This window comes from Rhizobium sp. B230/85, assembly GCF_019355735.1.
In the GTDB taxonomy this organism is placed as follows: domain Bacteria; phylum Pseudomonadota; class Alphaproteobacteria; order Rhizobiales; family Rhizobiaceae; genus Rhizobium; species Rhizobium rhododendri.
Genome location: NZ_CP072158.1, coordinates 90,332 through 106,123, shown reverse-complemented (window position 1 = coordinate 106,123; position 15,792 = coordinate 90,332). Strand labels below are relative to the sequence as shown.

Sequence of the window (15,792 nt, the reverse complement as noted above, 5' to 3'; positions counted from 1 at the left end):
TGCGTTTTAGGTGCGCGCATCAAGGCCCCTTGCGACGAAGCGCCCCTACACCCACTGGCGCCTCCTGGCTTGTCTACTGAGTGTCATACAAGTGAACCGGAAGACTCTATTTTTGCGAGGAAGGCGTACAATATTGTCCTGATATAGGGTATAATCTGGCGAAATGCCTCGGCTCGGCCGGGCGTTCTTCAGATAGAGGCTGTGCCATGCTTTCTACCATTCGACGGGACCTGAAAGACAATATCGGTGACCAGTTTCGGGGCCTCCGGCATCTCATCCACACATTGAGCTCCGAGGCACCCGCCATCAGCGTCGCCAACCAGCCATTGCCACCCCTTCCGGCAGAGCTAAGCCGTCTTGTCGGCGGCACTTTGCAGACGGTGGATGGGGTGATGACAACGTTGCAATCGCTCGTCACGCCTTTGCGGGATCTGCGGGCGCCGGAGGCAGGGTTCCGGGAGTTCTCCTTCTACTTCGGTGCAGCGAGCGGAGCAATCTCTGGCGACGAGGACGAACTCACCGACGACCTTTACACGGCGCTCAAGCTCATCACCAAGGGCGTTGGCCCGGCCCGGCTCATCCTGAAAGCGCGCGTCACGGCAGCGGCAAGGCAAGTCATGACGGCGTCCAGAAGCGAGCGATGGACCTTGGACGACCTCGGCACCTGCTGCGCAACAGTTTTCGTCGCGTTTGTAAAGCACGAGCCAATCGCGAGCGTTGGCAATGTCCATGACAGCGAAACCTGGAAACTCTATGCGGCCCTGTCGCTTGCGTTCGCACTTTCGATTTCAGATCGCCTCACGGGAAGCGAGTTTCAGTCGTTTACGCCGGATGCGATCACGGTTTGCAATCTCCGCAGCGAGGTCTTTCAGGAAGCCATCAGGTCCGGCTTGCGAACCGAAGCACTGATTAAAACCTGCACGAGCCTTCTCAGACACCTTCCCTGAAGCTGTGCGCTGAACATTTGACAGTTTCTTATGCATATTGTACAAATTAAGCGCAATATTCGGGATAATTTGTCCTGCCGGAGTTACGCGCTTGGATCTGCTCACCCAGAATGAGATTGCAGCAGAGCCTGATTTCGGACATCGGCTCCGCCAACTCAGATGGTTTCGAAAGTCATTTCGCAGCAGTGCGCAGACGCTATCTGCGCGTTACGGACTGTCTGTCACCATCGACGAGGACAAGCTTGCAAAGGTATTCATCGACTGGGTCGAGGTGCTGGATGCGAAGAAGAGCCTAGCGACTGTGAACCGTGCGGATTTCATCGTTTTTGCCGGCGGTCTCGCATTGAAAGAACTGATCAAGGCGCGGCCTGCGAAAGTCGATCTGGTAGAGGCAAAAAGCGCCGTTCCGGTCCCCGGGATTGTGGCCTTCTGGCCCGAGGGTTTTCTTTACACCAACTATTGCATCAGTGCGGTCATAGCCGTGCATCAGCAGGAATTCCAGTCGACATTGCCCCTGTCGGGCGGTGTCGATGATCTGCGGACCTGGTGGTCGTTCAAGGAGAACACCAGCGAGATGCCTGCCTATGCGGTCGCATTTCTCGACAAGTTTTTTGGCGGCGAGCCCAACTGGGCGACACCTGATCTGCCAGAGATGCGCGTCGGCATGCTCGCCCGGCAAAATGCGGAAAACAAGTTCGATCGGGCCCCGAGCACAGAACGGCTGGTAGCGCCGACCATTTGAGCGCCGCGGCGATCGGCTTCATGATCGCTCAGGCATGGAAGTGAGACTTTTCCTCCAGCCCATCTTCGCAAGGAGACTTTGGGGCATCCGGGTGGATCTGATCCACCCGGACTTGCACTATATGATCATCGCCATCGGCGTTTCGATGTATGTCCTGAAGGCTCCGATCAACTCTGCCGCGAGAGCGCCATCCACTGCACGGTGATCGGTCGATAGCGTCACGGTCATCAGCGTCGCGGGTACCACAGCCTCCCCGGAGATCACGGCGCGTCTTTCTCCGGCGCCGACGGCAAGGATGGTGGCGTGCGGCGGATTGACGATGGCTGCGAATTCGCGAATGCCGAACATGCCAAGATTGGAGATCGCGGCGGTCCCCCCCTGGTACTCCTCGGGCTTCAGCTTACCTTCCTTGGCGCGGGCACCGAGGTCCTTCATCTCGGTCGAAATGACAGACAAGGTCTTTGTCTCGGCATTTCGCACGATCGGCGTGATAAGCCCGCCGGGTACGGATACGGCAACGCCGATATCTACATGCCGATGGACGATCAGGCTGTCGTCAGTCCATGACACGTTGGCATCAGGAACTGCGGCGAGTGCCATTGCGTAGGCCTTGATGACCATGTCGTTGACGGAAAGCTTGTTGGCTGGCTTGCCGCCGATCGGAAGCGTCGAGGAATTCACCTCGGCCCGCAGTTTCAAAAGAGCGTCGATGTTGCAATCGATCGTCAGATAGAAATGCGGTACGGTGCTCTTTGCCTCGACGAGCCTGCGCGCAATCGTCCGGCGCATGTTGCTATGGGCGACGAGATCGTAGCTTCCCTCGGCAAAGAGCTTGCGGGTCTGCTCGCTCGACGGACCGGCAACCACCGGCTTCTGAGCACCGGAAGGCGCGGCAACGGCTTCTTCTTGCTGAACAGGCGGTGCGTAGCCTTCCACGTCGGCGCGCGTCACCCGGCCATTTGGTCCGGATCCGGTTATGCGGCTGATGTCTATCCCGGCATTGCGGGCCAATCGCCGGGCAAGCGGTGTGGCACGGATGCCCTCACCCGCTACCACGGGGCTTGCAGCAGCTTCAACGGATGCAGTCTGCTCCGGAACGGCCTCAGCGTTAATTGCCGGAGGCGCGGCAGGTGCAGCGCTGGAGCCCGGAGAATAAGCCTCGCCTTCTTCGTAGATCCACGCCACCGGCGCTCCCACGGCGATATCCATACCCTCGGCACCCACCACATCACGCAGGATGCCGCTTGCCGGAGCATCGATTTCCATGGCCGCCTTGTCGGTCTCGATCTCGAAAAGCACATCGCCTTTCTTGACCGTGGCGCCGCTTTCAAAAAACCACTTGGATATCCGGCCGGTTGCCATGTCCATGTCAACCTTCGGAAGAATGACTTCGATTGCCATGGCTCAGCGCACTCCCTTCACCAGATCGCGTGCCGCGGCGAGAATGCCGGCGACTTGCGGCACGGCTGCCTTCTCCAGCTCGGGATTGTAAGGAATGGGTGTCTCGGCGCCGCCAAGCCGCACGATGGGCGCATCGAGGTAATCGAAGGCATCGCTTTCAGCGATCATCGCACTGACCTCGGCACCGACACCGAGGGTCTTGACGCCCTCGTAGACACACATCAGGCGGGAAGTCTTCTTGACGCTGGCGATGACGGTTTCCCGGTCCATCGGGCGAATGGTGCGAAGATCAACGACTTCGACATCGATACCCTCGGCCGCCAGCGTATCGGCAGCCTCCAGCGCCTTGTGCACCATGATCGACGTCGCAACAATCGTCAGGTCGCGGCCTTCGCGGGCGATGGCGGCCTTGCCGATCGGCACGATATAGTGGCCTTCGGGAACGGGTCCCTTCATCTTGTAAAGCAGCTTGTGCTCGAAGATCATCACCGGGTCCGGGTCTTCGATGGCCGCCAGCAGCATGCCCTTCACGTCGTGCGGCGTGGCCGGCTGGATGACCTTCAGCCCCGGAACGTGACCGAGCCACGCCTCAAGGCTCTGGCTGTGCTGTGCTGCCGCACCGGTTCCCGAGCCTGCCGGAAAGCGCATGACCAGCGGTACGGAAACCGCTCCACCCAGCATGTAGCGAATTTTCGCCGCCTGGTTGACGATCTGCTCCATGGCCAGTGCTGCGAAGTCGGAAAACTGGAATTCGAAAATCGGACGCATACCGGTCAGGGCGGCGCCCACCGCCACGCCCGCGCCGCCGAGTTCGGAGATCGGTGTGTCCATGACCCTATCAGGACCAAACCGCTCGATCAGATCGCCGGTCACCTGGAAGGCACCGCCGTAGACGCCGATATCCTCGCCCATGAGAAACACGCGTTCATCGGCTTCCATGGCAATCGCCATCGCCTCCTGAATAGCCTGGGAATAGCTCAGCTCTCTCACTGCCGCATCCATTACGACTGCTCCGTATATACGTTCTGTCCGAGATCAGCCATTTCGGGCGATGGGCTGGACTTGGCAAATTCGATGGCTGCCGCAATCTCCTCGCGAACGCTGTCGCGAATACCTGCCAGCGTCGCCTCGTCCGCTATGCCGAATTCGGCCAGCTGCTTCTCGAACATGTCTATCGGGTCGCGATTGGTCATCCAGTCGTCTATCTCGTCCTTCGTCCGGTAGCGGTTGCGGTCGCTCTTGGAATGGCCACGATGCCGGTAAGTCTTGCACTCGATGAGGGATGGCCCCTGACCGGATCGCGCCCTCTCGACGGCAGCCTGCGAGGCTTCCGCAACATCCGACAGGATGTTGCCGTCTACGATGACACCCGGCATCGCATAGCCGGCAGCACGATCGGCAATGTTCGGGACGGCGGTCGAACGCTCTGTCGAAGTCGACATGCCGTATTTGTTGTTTTCACAGACGAAGACGACCGGCAGCTTCCAGACCGCCGCCATGTTCAGCGCCTCGTGGAATGCGCCTTCATTGTTGGCGCCGTCGCCGAAGAAACAGACGACGACCTTGCCCGTTTTCATCCGCTTCGACGTCAGCGCAGCGCCGACCGCAATCGGAATGCCGCCGCCGACGATGCCGTTGGCGCCGAGGTTTCCAGTCGTCACATCGGCGATGTGCATCGATCCGCCGCGACCGGCACAATAGCCGGTCGTCTTGCCGAAGAACTCGGCAAACATGCGCTTCACATCCGCACCCTTGGCAATGCAATGGCCATGACCGCGATGCGTCGAGGTGATCTGGTCTTCGTTGGTCAGCGCCAGGCAGATGCCCATGGCGCTCGCTTCCTGACCGATGGAAAGATGCATGGTGCCATGAATCAGGCCACGCGTATAACTCTCCTCGGCGCCTTCCTCGAACTTCCGGATCAGATGCATCTTCCGCAAGGCTTCCAATAGCTGCTCGCGGCTGAAATTCTTGTAGAGAAAAGGCATGTTGCCTGTTTCAGCAACAATTGCCTCGGCTGTCGGACTGTTTGGCATCCTTAAGCTCCTGCCCCGTAAACAAGCTTGTCCTGACGCGCCCGCAGCGCTGCAATCTTCGAGCCCGGCGCCACTGCCGCGTTGGCATAGGTGATCAGCTCACCCTTTTTGATGGCGGCCGTCACCGTGCCGCCCTGCAGCAAGCCGCAGGGAATGGCCGACGCGCTGCGCGCCTCTGGCGCCGTCATGATCCAGGCGCGGTAGCAATATTCGCCGATTGCATCGAGTTTTTCGCCCGGCTTCATATCCTTCTTGGCGACAGCACAGACCTCTGCGACCGGCTTCGACAGGGGCACCATGTCGGCCTTGCCGTAAAGCACGACGCGCGCGCAGGTCAGCGGCACTTCGAGAGACGTCAGGTGGTAGGGCCGATGGAATGTGAAGTACGGGCCCTTGCCCATCTTCAGGTCTTCCATTCGCTCCGAAATCCGCGGATGCGACATGTCGGCAACGACGAAAACGCCGGGCGCCACACCCTTGCCGATGGAATAATCGACGACTCCGATGCGCGACAGCACGCCACCGTCCTTTTCAGGCACAAGCGTCTTTGCAAGCTGGTCGAGCGTTGCTGCCGGGCCGTGCATGCCGGGTTTGTCAGGAACCAGCCCGGTCGCATTGGCGATTGCCGCCATCTCGACCATCGTCTTCGATCCATCGACGAATTCGACGAGCATACGGACATTCATGTGTCGGCGCGCGGCCTCCTCTGCATAGTCGTCCGGTATGGCATCGATGTTCAGGGGATTGTTCTTTCCCTTGCCGGCCGCAACGATCGGATGCCCCATCGCCGAGACGAATTCGATCAGCTCCATGCAGGAAGACGGTTCATCGCCGGCGCCCAGCGAATAGGTAACGCCAAGCCGCTCGGCCTCGCTCTTCAGGAAAGCCCCAATCGTCACATCGGCTTCGACGTTCATCATGACGAGGTGCTTGCCATTTTCCATGGCGGAGAGGCCGATTTCAGCGCCAACGGCGGGCACGCCGGTCGCATCGATCACGACGTCGATCAGGCCATTCTGCAGGATGAGATTGGCATCGCTGGTGACGGCGATCTTGCCGCTTTCCATCGCCGCCGTCAGCGCGCTTGCGCTGTCGGCTTCGCGTGCATGTCCGGTTTCCTGGTAGGCAATGTCGACCGCGCGTGACGCGGCGGGAAGATTGAGATCGCAGATTGCACCGATCTCGATGCCCGTCATATGGGCTACGCGAGTAACGATGTCGGTTCCCATTTCGCCTGAGCCGATCAAGCCGATACGAACCGGACGTCCTGTTTCAGCGCGTGCAATGAGATCACGCGCCAAGCCCGTTGGCGCGACGTTGATAGCCATAGAAACTCCTCCCAAGTTAATTAATGACCGTGTCTTTCAGTGCGACTGTATTCGTACATTTGTCTTTCTGTCAACGCGAATGTTCATTTCGAGACCTCAAAGATGCGCTGCTGCGATCAGGCAACAGCGTCCGCATGCCACCGATGGGGGATCGGCCGGCTCTCGAATTTCACGGATAAATGGGTATTTCAGGCGAGGCTTATGGCGCTTCTGCTGCCAGGAAATCATCCGCGCCCTGCAACAGGCGCCGTGCACTTTCCTCATCGGTGATGAGGACCGTTGGCTGGACAAGGCGCATGGCGCCGAGCATCGATTCGCGCTTGTCTATTCCGCCCGAAGCGAGGATCCGCAAGGGAGTTCGGCGGATACGATCGACCTCGACCGACATGATGAGATTGTTGATCGGATGATCCAGCACATCGCCATTTCGATCGTAAAAATGGAATAGCAGGTCGCCAACCGCGCCCAGCTTTTCCAGTTCGCTTCTCTGCTTCTCGGTAAGAAAGCCGCCGCGATAAAAGGTTGTTGCAGAATCGATGCCGCCGACACTGACAACCACCGCATCCATATTGTCGGCCATGTCCAAAATATCCTGGAGACCGCATCGCTTGATCAGCGCTTCCTTCGTTTCCAGGCTGTCGACCATCGCTGGCGCCGGAATGAGGTAGCCGTCGCCCTGGAACACCTGGGCAAAGCGCCAGGCAAATTCGGCAGGATTGAATCGGCGCGCCTGGCTGACACCGCCCAAAAGCGAAATCACTTTGAAATCCTGAAGATTACGGGCATTGATCGACGAAAGACAGGCAAACAGCGTCCTGCCCCAGCCGACACCGACCGTCATTCCCGGCTTCATCGCGTTAGACAGAAACGCACCGGTTGCTGCACTAATCGTCGGGATTGGGTCCGCTTCCGGATCGGACAAAGGTGCCACGACCACCTGCTCTATTCCGAAGGCGATCTCGAGCGATCGTTCGAGCCCGACGATTTCCGCAAGCTCTCCCTCAATGGCGATTTTTACTTCGTTGCGACTTCGCGCTTCCGCCAGCATGCGAACGACGGTGACGCGCCCGACGCCCAGAATGTCCGCGATGTCGTTCTGGGTCATTTGCTCGACGAAATACATCCAGGCAGCCCGAATGCGCATTCTGTCAGCCCGGTTGCCCGAAGTCTGGCCGGCCGATGGGGCCTGATCTTCTGCGCCTTCGGATTTTGAGATGTCTTTCTTCGAACGTGCCAAGTTGGCTCCCGCGTCTTAGGAAGTAAAAAACTACCCTTAACAACAGTAGGCGCAATTGGAAATCGTCATTACGGTTTCGATATCCGGCTCCGGCAGATCAACCGGCGCTTGCGGAGCCGAGTTCCGAAATGCATTTCTTCGCGCGCGGAATGGAGGCGGAGCTCATGCTGAGTTCGGTCAAACCGAATTTCAGGAACAGCGGGATCAGATCCGGGCGGGCAGCGGCCTCCCCGCACATGCCGACCATGATACCAGCCTCCTTGCCGGCCCTCGCTGCCATCTCGATTGCCGTCAGGACTGCCGCATTGCCGACGTCATTGAGTGCCGCGACCTGCGGGTTCATCCGGTCGGCCGCCATGATGTATTGCGTCAGATCGTTTGTGCCGATCGAGAAGAAATCGACCTCTCTTGCCAGCGACGGCGCAATCATCACCGCTGCGGGCGTCTCGATCATCACGCCGAGAGCGAAGCTCGCAAAAGGCTTTCCTTCGGCGGCAAGTTCGCGCGCGCATTCGTCGATCAGATCCCGCGTGCGCTTGACCTCTTCGATGGTGGATACCATCGGCAACATCACCTTGATATTGCCTTGCGTCGCGGCGCGCAGCAGTGCCCGCAATTGCGGCTTGAAGATATCCGGCCTGTCGAGACACATGCGCACACCACGCCAACCCAGGAACGGGTTCTGCTCCTCGGGAAACACGATGCCCGACACTGGCTTGTCGCCACCGATGTCGAGCGTCCGGATGATGACCGGATCGGGTGCCATTCCCCGCGCTGCCTGCGAATAGATATCGAACTGCATGTCCTCGCTCGGCAATCCGCCGTGCTTCATGAACAGGAGTTCGGTACGGAACAGGCCGATGCCCATCGCACCGGCTTCCTTGGCGGCTTCGAGCTCCTCGATGGAGCCGATGTTTGCGGCAACCTCGATCGGCGTGCCGTCCGCGAGATGCGGCCGCACATCCTTGAATGCACGCAGACGGACTTCCTCATTCGCCGCCGCGTCAAGACGCCGGGCGAACGTCTCGCGTAACGCCGCATCCGGATCGGGATAGATAAGTCCCTTGCCGCCATCGATAGCAACGTCCGTGGCCGAGACGAGGGCATCGATACCATTGCCGAGACCGAGGACAGCCGGAATGCCGTGCGCCCTTGCAATGATGGCGATATGCGACGTGGCGCCACCGTGGGCGCAGATGACGCCCTTGATCAGCTTAACCGGTGCGCGCGCCAGGTCCCAGGCGCCGATATCTTCCGCCAGCACAATGGATGGCTCCGTGATTTCATCGAGGCCGATGTCGCGTTCGCCGGCAAGCGCCAGACAGATCTGTCGCGCAATGGCTTTTACGTCGTCGGCTCTTGCATTCAGATAGGCATCGGAAACGCGACCGAAGGAGGCTGCCGTTTCGTCCGTAACCTTCAAGACGGCATCGGTCGCATCGAGGCCCTCGCCGATCGCAACCACGACGCCGTCGATGATCTCAGGATCGCCGGCAATCTCGACAAGCGCGGAAATGATGCTGCTGTCCGTCTCAGACAGTCCCTTGGCAGCGAGTGCTGCCTCCATCTGCTGTCTGACAGACGAGATCGCCTTCTCGAATCGCTCTATTTCGAAGAGGATTTCATCGTCCCGCAGCCGGCGTTGCACGGGTTTGAACTTCTTCGGAAAATAGCGAAATATCTTCGCCAAGCCGACGCCCTCGCTGGCGGCGATCCCCTGAAGCACGCCGGCGCGCTCAGGCGCAGCAGTGCCGGTAGCCTCGCTGGCAACGGGCGCCGCAGAGGCATTTGTGACGCCGTCGAGACCTGACTCCGGATTCTCCAGGAACTGCACCAGTGCATCCAGTGCTTCGAGTGCGTCGGCGCCGGTGGCTCGCAGGGCGACAGAGTCGTTTTCCTTGACCGCAAGCAGCATCAATTTTACCGAGCTTTTCGCACTGACGACCTTCGCATCCTTGACGATCTCCACTTCGCTCGCAAAGCTCTTCGCCAGCTTGACGAAGCGAGTTGCCGGACGAGCATGAAGACCTTCCTTCACGCGCACAATTGTTGAGCGTTCCATAAAAACATCCATTCACTAGATAATCAGCAACAGTCGAGATCAATCACCGATGGTGATCGTCGTCCCGACTGAAAGTGCGCTTTTCAACACATCCGCGTCGATTGCCGCGGCGCAGATGGCACCCGGGCTGTCGACGGTCGTGGCGTCGTTGAAGTTGATGACGACGTGGCCGATTTCCAGCACCTTGTTCCAGGCAATTGGCCCCATCGCCGTGATCCGGCTGCTGGCAGAACCCACCCTGATCGACGAGCCCACGGAAGGCTCCTGTTCGGTGGGCCCGACATCGGGCAGATGGAGGACGGACACTTCGGCCAGTTCGGGCGGAGCGCCGTCGGCAAACAGAATGAGGACGCCGCCATCGGCCAGATCGGCCACGTCGGGACCGACGGCGGTAATCTGCGTCTTGAGGTGCAGTGCCATGGACAAATCCTTCTCTAGAGAAATAGCTCGGCCTGGTGTTGTCGTATTGGGCGTGCGGGCAGTCTGCTAGACGTCCGCACGCGTCGGCTTAGAACACGATCAGGCTGGTAACCCAGGCAATGAGCACAGAAACCGGGGCCATGATCTGGCGACTGATGAGAACGGCGGGAACGCCGATCTCGATCGTCTTCGGTTTTGCCTCACCCAGCGCCAGGCCCACAGGCACGAAGTCGCAACCGACCTGCGCATTGTAGGCAAAGAGTGCCGGGAGGGCCATTGCGGGCGCAATGGTGCCGTTTGCGATCTGCGGGCCGATGATCGCCACGCCAATGACCTGGGCGATAACCGCACCTGGGCCGAGAATAGGCGACAGGAACGGCAGGCCGCAGATGGCGGAGATGATCAGAAGGCCGACGATATTGTTGGCAAGCGGCCCCATCGGCTCGGCAAGCACATCGCCAACGCCGGTATACAGAATGAAGCCTATCAGCATGGTCACAAATGCCATGAACGGCAGCACGTTGCGGATGACCTGGTCGATCGTACGGCGTCCGGCATTGAAGAAGATGCCGACGACGCGGCCCATGACGCGACCGATGCCAGCAATCAGGTTGATGAAACCACCACCGCCGGTCTCGACAGGTACCGTCTTAGGGGCGGCGGTTGCCTTCGGAGCCCCTCCGGCCGCTGCCACGGTAACCGGCTGGGAACCGTCGGCCATGGTGATGTTCTGCTCCTTCACGCCGGAGACATAGATGTCTTCGGTAATGAATTGCGCCAGAGGTCCCGACTGTCCGACAGGCGTGATGTTGACGGTGGGGATGCGCTTGCGCGGATAGACCCCACATCGCGCAGTACCGCCGCAATCGACGACGACAACGGCCATTTCGCCCTCGACCGGTGGCGCCCGGAAACCGTCGACGGCTTCGCCGCCGGTCAGTTCCGCGATCCGCCGCGCGACGGGGTGAATACCGCCGCCGGTGACCGAGACGATCTTGTTGCGCTGCATGGTCGGCTGGATAACCAGCGGGCCACCCCAGCCCTGGGGACCCCTCGAAATATTTACTGCCTTGTATTCAGTTGCCATAATAGCCCCTCCTCCCAAGTGGCAATCAGAGTTCCACGCCTTGACGGCGGGCCATGATCATTGTGATACGTTCCGTCAGCATGCCCTTCAGCAGGATCACCACGAGGCCGACAATGGCGTACCAGATGGCCATCTTGATGTGGTATCCGCCCGGGACGACGCCGCGCTTTTCCAGCTCCTGCAGCGCCACGAGAACGCCGCCCCAGACGAAGTATTCGCCGGGATTGATATGCGGAAACAAGCCGAGCGGCGGATGAACGTAGGACACAGCTGCATCGTAAAATGCAGGCTTGTGCTTTTCTTCCAGGAACGCGCCGAAGGTATAGGCCATCGGGTTGGTCAGGAAGAACACCGACAGCAGCGGCAGCACGGTATAGCGCGTCAGCGCGATGCGCCCGGCGCCGCGAGCAATGCCATGAACGCGCTCCTCGCCGACCATTTCGGTCAGGGCATAGAAGGCGGTCATCAGCACGACCAGCGTCGGAATAATTCCTGTTACGAAGCCTGCGAAGACCTCGCCGCCCTTCTGGAAAATGCCGATGAAATACTTGCCGATATTCGCCAGTCCGCCGAGCTGCTCTTCTTTGTTGACGCTGTTCAGCTTTTCCTTGAATTGCTCGACGGAAATGTCGGAATTTGCCTGGGCCAGAACGATAAGCTTATCGGCGGCTCCCTTGGCAACCATCTTTCCGTGCAAGGCAGCATCGGAAAACGTCGACCCTAAATCGTGTATAGCGAGATGGCCATGATCGGCCAGCACTGACGCGAATAACATTCTCTCCTCCTTGAATGCAGTTCGATTGATCTGAAATAGTTTTGGGTTTTATGCCGAGGCAAGCCTGAGGCGCGGCGCTGCCGGCCCCTTGCCCTCTCGAACGTGCTCGACCTGCTCGATTGCCTTGGAAATGGCCGCGTGCGTGTTGTCCGCAGCAGCGACGGCTTGCGCAGCTTTCAATGCATTGAGCGACTGGCCTTCATATTGCTCGTTTCGCTTGAATTTGGCGAAAACGGAACGTCCGGTCATCGTCATGAGGCGTTGCACCTTCATGTCCTGGCCGACGACCAGCAATGCAATCGTGCCTCTTCTGAGGCGACCGCGCGCGTGTCCGGCACCCACGTATCCGTCATTATATTTGCTGGTTATTCCTTTGAAGACGTCTGTGTAGTGCCGCATCTGCAGCCAGACGCCAATCACTTGCAACATCCACACCGCGCCCAAAGCGAGCAGCGCCCATTGCCATATAGCCATCTTCACCCCTCCCGAAAGTGTCGCTGCCCAGTCATTCATCCTCACGTCATAAATGAACATTTGTATTGTGGTATGTCAATATGTATAAATTCGAAGCGGGGAGCGAGACGAACTTTTCTTTAGCAAAAGGCAGTTAGCAGCATCTCCAATGGAATTCCGCACAGTGTCCGGGGAGGGACAGGGATTGGCAAAAGACCGGCTTTTCATATTCGATTGCGATGGCGTTCTTGTCGATAGCGAGCCGTTGGCTGCCTCGGCCTATGTTCGGGTGTATGCAAGGCACGGGCTGACAATCACCCCGGACGTGGTCGGCAAATGCTTTGGAATGAAGCAGGCCGATATCTTCGCCCGCATACATGATCTGACAGGACAGGATTACCCCAGGGACCATGTCGAGGACGTCTGGCTGGAAACCAAAGAGGTCTTCACCGAGCAACTCGAAGCCATGAAGGGCGTGGCGGCTTTTCTGTCCGCTCTCGATGCACGATGCTGCGTCGCCTCGTCTTCCTCGCTGGAAAGAATACAGCATAGCCTGTCGCTGACTGGACTGATTTCGTTTTTCGGCGACGACATTTTCAGTTCGTCCATGGTGAAACACGGCAAGCCCGCCCCGGACCTGTTTCTCTTCGCAGCCAGCAAGATGGGGTTCGCTCCGTCTGATTGTCTCGTCATCGAAGACTCTTTGTTTGGCGCGCAGGCGGGACGTGCGGCCGGCATGACGGTTTTCGGCTTTACCGGCGGAGGCCACTCGTATGTTGAGCACGAGACACATTTGCTTGAAGCGGGCGCCGACAAGGTATTCAGTTCATTCGAGGAGCTTTCGAGGGAAGCCATGATTTGGGCGAACTTGCCGAAAGGACAGTAAATATCCGAGCGCGAAAGCTGTGCGCCGATAGGCAATTGACACAAATTTGATTCTGAATCATAAACTTTCGTATTGTTGGAGGAACAAATGTTCTGATGCGGCGGAGGAGCCGCCATGGAGCATGGGAGGGGAGAAATTCGCATATGGACACTTTTCTGAGTGGCTTGAAGTCGGCCGTCGATACGCTTGGTCCGACTGTGCTTTTGCCGATCGTCATTTTCATAATCGCCGTCATTCTCGGAGCGAAGGTCGGCAAGGCATTTCGCGCGGCGGTGACAATCGGCGTCGCCTTTATCGGGATCAATCTTGTTCTCGGGCTGATGTTCAACTCGATTGGTGCGGTTGCCCAGGCGATCGTCACCAATACCGGGATAAAGCGGGATATCGTCGACGTTGGCTGGCCCTCTGCTGCTGCCATCGCGTTTGGTTCGTCGGTCGGCTTGTGGGTCATTCCAGTTGGCATTCTCGTCAACGTCGTCCTGCTGCTGCTGCGCTGGACCCGCACACTGAACGTCGATGTCTGGAATTTCTGGCACTTCGCTTTCATCGGTTCGCTGGTCGTGGCGGCTACCGACAGCCTTGCCTATGGCATCGCCATAGCCGCCCTGGCGGCTGCCCTGTCCTTGCTGTTTGCCGACTGGTCCGCCCGTGCTGTCCAGCAGTTCTATGGCGTCCCCGGCATCTCGGTACCACATATTGCCTCGGCACAAATTCTGCCGATCGCAATCGTGCTCAACTGGATCATGGATCGCATCCCGGGCATCAACAAGATCAACATCAGCACCGAAACCATCGAGCGTCGATTTGGCGTTTTCGGCGAGCCGGTCGTGCTGGGCCTCATCATCGGCCTCATACTCGGAACCATCGCCTTCTACAACGCTGGCGATCTCGGGACCGTTCTTTCAAAAATCCTCAGCACGGGCATGACGCTCGCCGCAGTCATGCTGCTCCTGCCACGCATGGTGAAAGTGCTGATGGAAGGCCTGCTTCCGGTTTCAGACGCTGCACAGGCGTTCGTGCGAAAGAGAACCGGAGACCGCGAACTTCTCGTCGGCCTGGACTCCGCCATCCTGATTGGTCATCCGGCGGCGATCTCGTCGTCGCTCATCCTGGTTCCGATTGCGATCATCCTCTCGGTTATCCTGCCGGGTAATCGCGTCATTCTGTTTGCCGATCTCGCGGTCATCCCTTTCATCGTCGCCCTGACGGCACCGCTGCTCAAGGGCAACGTGTTCCGCATGGTCGTGGTTGGAACCGTGACGCTTGCCATCGGCTTCTATGTGGCGAATGCGCTTGCACCGTTGTTTACCAGCGCTGCCGTCTCATCCGGCTTCAAGCTGCCGGCGAACGCTTTGCAAGTCACCTCCGTTGTCGACGGCTTCCTCTGGATCCCCTATGTCATCATCAACGCGATCCAGGGGCTCGGCGTCTTCGGCATCGTCCTGCTCGCGGCCATCATCGCGGCACTCTTCGCCCTTTATCGGCGCAATAGTCTTGCCTGGGAACGGGCCGCCGGGGCGGAAGACGAGCCGGTGGAAGCTTCTGCGGCCTGAGAGAAGGCGTTGGTAAACCAGACCGGCAAAGACGACACTCGCACTCTAAAGTCCTTGTGCGGGTGTGACAGAAACTGGAGAGACGACATGCCTACCCTGTTGGACATACTGGAACCGGAAGCCATCCTGCTCGATGTTCGGGCTACCACGGCGGAAGAGGTAATCCGGCTCCTTGCGGCCCGGCTGGAGACGCTGGGATATGTCAAGACTACCTACGCGGACGCCGTTGTCAGCCGCGAAAAGAACCTGCCGACAGGACTGCCGCTGGAGCGGGACGAAAATGTCGCCGTGCCGCATACCGATCCGGAGCATGTAATCAAGGCCGGCGTTGCCATGGCGACCCTGTCGACGCCGGTCGTGTTCGCCAATATGGAGGAGCCGGAAGAGCTGCTCCCCGTCGGCACCGTTTTCCTGCTTGCGATCAACGACAAGGACAAGCAGATCGAAACCCTTCAACAGATTATCGAAGCCATTCAAAGCCCGACGACGCTCGATGGATTGAAGCGCGCCAAAACGCTTCACGACGTGAGGGTGCTTCTCGGCTCACCAAAGGAATCCTGAACATGGCCAAGCAGAAAACTATCCTTTTCGCATGCGGCACCGGAATTGCTACATCGACGGCCGTAAACGCTGCCGTGACGGAAGAAATGAAGAAGCGTGGCCTGTCTTTCAACGCCATGCAGGCCAAGGCGACCGAGGTTCCGTCGCTTGCCGACGGCGTCGACTTCATCGTCTCCACCACGCCCATTTCCGCATCCGTCACAAAGCCGGTGATCAAGGGTCTCGCCTTTCTGACCGGGATCGGCAAGGACAAGGTCCTCGACGAGATAGAAATGGCCCTCAGAAAATAATCAGCGGCATTTGG

General features: G+C 58.9%; 16 protein-coding genes. 6 read left to right on the top strand and 10 right to left on the bottom strand.

Going from position 1 to position 15,792, the window contains the following annotated elements; translation table 11 throughout:
- Window positions 1-206 precede the first annotated feature (206 nt).
- Together J5289_RS25585 and J5289_RS25580 are read left to right on the top strand one after the other, a co-directional pair.
- Window positions 207-947 (top strand): hypothetical protein, encoded by a 741-nt coding sequence (locus J5289_RS25585; RefSeq protein ID WP_209188066.1) that lies wholly within the window; start codon window positions 207-209, stop codon window positions 945-947.
- Between the two features lie 91 nt (window positions 948-1,038).
- Window positions 1,039-1,689, top strand: coding sequence for a hypothetical protein (locus J5289_RS25580; protein ID WP_209185590.1), 651 nt, complete (start codon window positions 1,039-1,041; stop codon window positions 1,687-1,689).
- A gap of 117 nt (window positions 1,690-1,806) precedes the next feature.
- Here J5289_RS25580 and J5289_RS25575 read toward each other — a convergent pair whose 3' ends face one another.
- The 10 genes from J5289_RS25575 to J5289_RS25530 all read right to left on the bottom strand — a co-directional run bounded on the left by J5289_RS25575 (window position 1,807) and on the right by J5289_RS25530 (window position 12,509).
- Window positions 1,807-3,090 carry a dihydrolipoamide acetyltransferase family protein gene (locus J5289_RS25575; protein WP_209185591.1) on the bottom strand — a complete coding sequence of 428 codons (1,284 nt, stop codon included), beginning with the start codon at window positions 3,088-3,090 and terminating at the stop codon, window positions 1,807-1,809.
- Between the two features lie 3 nt (window positions 3,091-3,093).
- Entirely contained in the window at window positions 3,094-4,092 is a 999-nt protein-coding gene (locus J5289_RS25570; RefSeq protein ID WP_142825011.1) for an alpha-ketoacid dehydrogenase subunit beta, read from the bottom strand.
- Window positions 4,092-5,126 (bottom strand): thiamine pyrophosphate-dependent dehydrogenase E1 component subunit alpha, encoded by a 1,035-nt coding sequence (locus J5289_RS25565; protein WP_280636342.1) that lies wholly within the window; start codon window positions 5,124-5,126, stop codon window positions 4,092-4,094. The genes J5289_RS25570 and J5289_RS25565 overlap by 1 nt, the downstream gene beginning before the upstream one ends.
- A 2-nt stretch (window positions 5,127-5,128) precedes the next feature.
- Window positions 5,129-6,454 carry an NAD(P)H-dependent oxidoreductase gene (locus tag J5289_RS25560; RefSeq protein WP_142825009.1) on the bottom strand — a complete coding sequence of 442 codons (1,326 nt, stop codon included), beginning with the start codon at window positions 6,452-6,454 and terminating at the stop codon, window positions 5,129-5,131.
- 199 nt (window positions 6,455-6,653) lie between these two features.
- Window positions 6,654-7,670 (bottom strand): sugar-binding transcriptional regulator, encoded by a 1,017-nt coding sequence (locus tag J5289_RS25555; protein WP_257623518.1) that lies wholly within the window; start codon window positions 7,668-7,670, stop codon window positions 6,654-6,656.
- 118 nt (window positions 7,671-7,788) lie between these two features.
- Window positions 7,789-9,753, bottom strand: a complete 1,965-nt coding sequence (ptsP, locus tag J5289_RS25550) for a phosphoenolpyruvate--protein phosphotransferase (RefSeq protein WP_209185593.1) — start codon at window positions 9,751-9,753, stop codon at window positions 7,789-7,791.
- 39 nt (window positions 9,754-9,792) lie between these two features.
- Window positions 9,793-10,173, bottom strand: coding sequence for a PTS glucitol/sorbitol transporter subunit IIA (locus J5289_RS25545; protein ID WP_209185594.1), 381 nt, complete (start codon window positions 10,171-10,173; stop codon window positions 9,793-9,795).
- 88 nt (window positions 10,174-10,261) lie between these two features.
- Window positions 10,262-11,260 (bottom strand): PTS glucitol/sorbitol transporter subunit IIB, encoded by a 999-nt coding sequence (locus J5289_RS25540; RefSeq protein WP_209185595.1) that lies wholly within the window; start codon window positions 11,258-11,260, stop codon window positions 10,262-10,264.
- Window positions 11,261-11,285: 25 nt separating this feature from the next.
- The gene (locus J5289_RS25535; protein ID WP_209185596.1) at window positions 11,286-12,035 is read right to left on the bottom strand and encodes a PTS glucitol/sorbitol transporter subunit IIC; all 750 of its coding nucleotides are present in this window, start codon (window positions 12,033-12,035) and stop codon (window positions 11,286-11,288) included.
- A 48-nt stretch (window positions 12,036-12,083) separates the two neighbouring features.
- Window positions 12,084-12,509 carry a transcriptional regulator GutM gene (locus J5289_RS25530; RefSeq protein WP_142825004.1) on the bottom strand — a complete coding sequence of 142 codons (426 nt, stop codon included), beginning with the start codon at window positions 12,507-12,509 and terminating at the stop codon, window positions 12,084-12,086.
- A gap of 184 nt (window positions 12,510-12,693) precedes the next feature.
- On the opposite strand from J5289_RS25530, the gene J5289_RS25525 reads away from it, so the two are divergent.
- From J5289_RS25525 to J5289_RS25510, 4 genes are all read left to right on the top strand, one after another.
- Window positions 12,694-13,374: an HAD family phosphatase gene (locus tag J5289_RS25525; RefSeq protein ID WP_257625539.1), complete on the top strand. Its 681-nt coding sequence runs from the start codon at window positions 12,694-12,696 to the stop codon at window positions 13,372-13,374.
- Between the two features lie 143 nt (window positions 13,375-13,517).
- The gene (locus J5289_RS25520; RefSeq protein WP_142825003.1) at window positions 13,518-14,927 is read left to right on the top strand and encodes a PTS galactitol transporter subunit IIC; all 1,410 of its coding nucleotides are present in this window, start codon (window positions 13,518-13,520) and stop codon (window positions 14,925-14,927) included.
- A gap of 87 nt (window positions 14,928-15,014) precedes the next feature.
- Complete coding sequence (locus J5289_RS25515) at window positions 15,015-15,488, top strand: PTS sugar transporter subunit IIA (RefSeq protein WP_209185599.1); 474 nt, start codon at window positions 15,015-15,017, stop codon at window positions 15,486-15,488.
- Between the two features lie 2 nt (window positions 15,489-15,490).
- Window positions 15,491-15,778 carry a PTS sugar transporter subunit IIB gene (locus J5289_RS25510; protein WP_209185600.1) on the top strand — a complete coding sequence of 96 codons (288 nt, stop codon included), beginning with the start codon at window positions 15,491-15,493 and terminating at the stop codon, window positions 15,776-15,778.
- The last annotated feature ends 14 nt before the right edge of the window (window positions 15,779-15,792 follow it).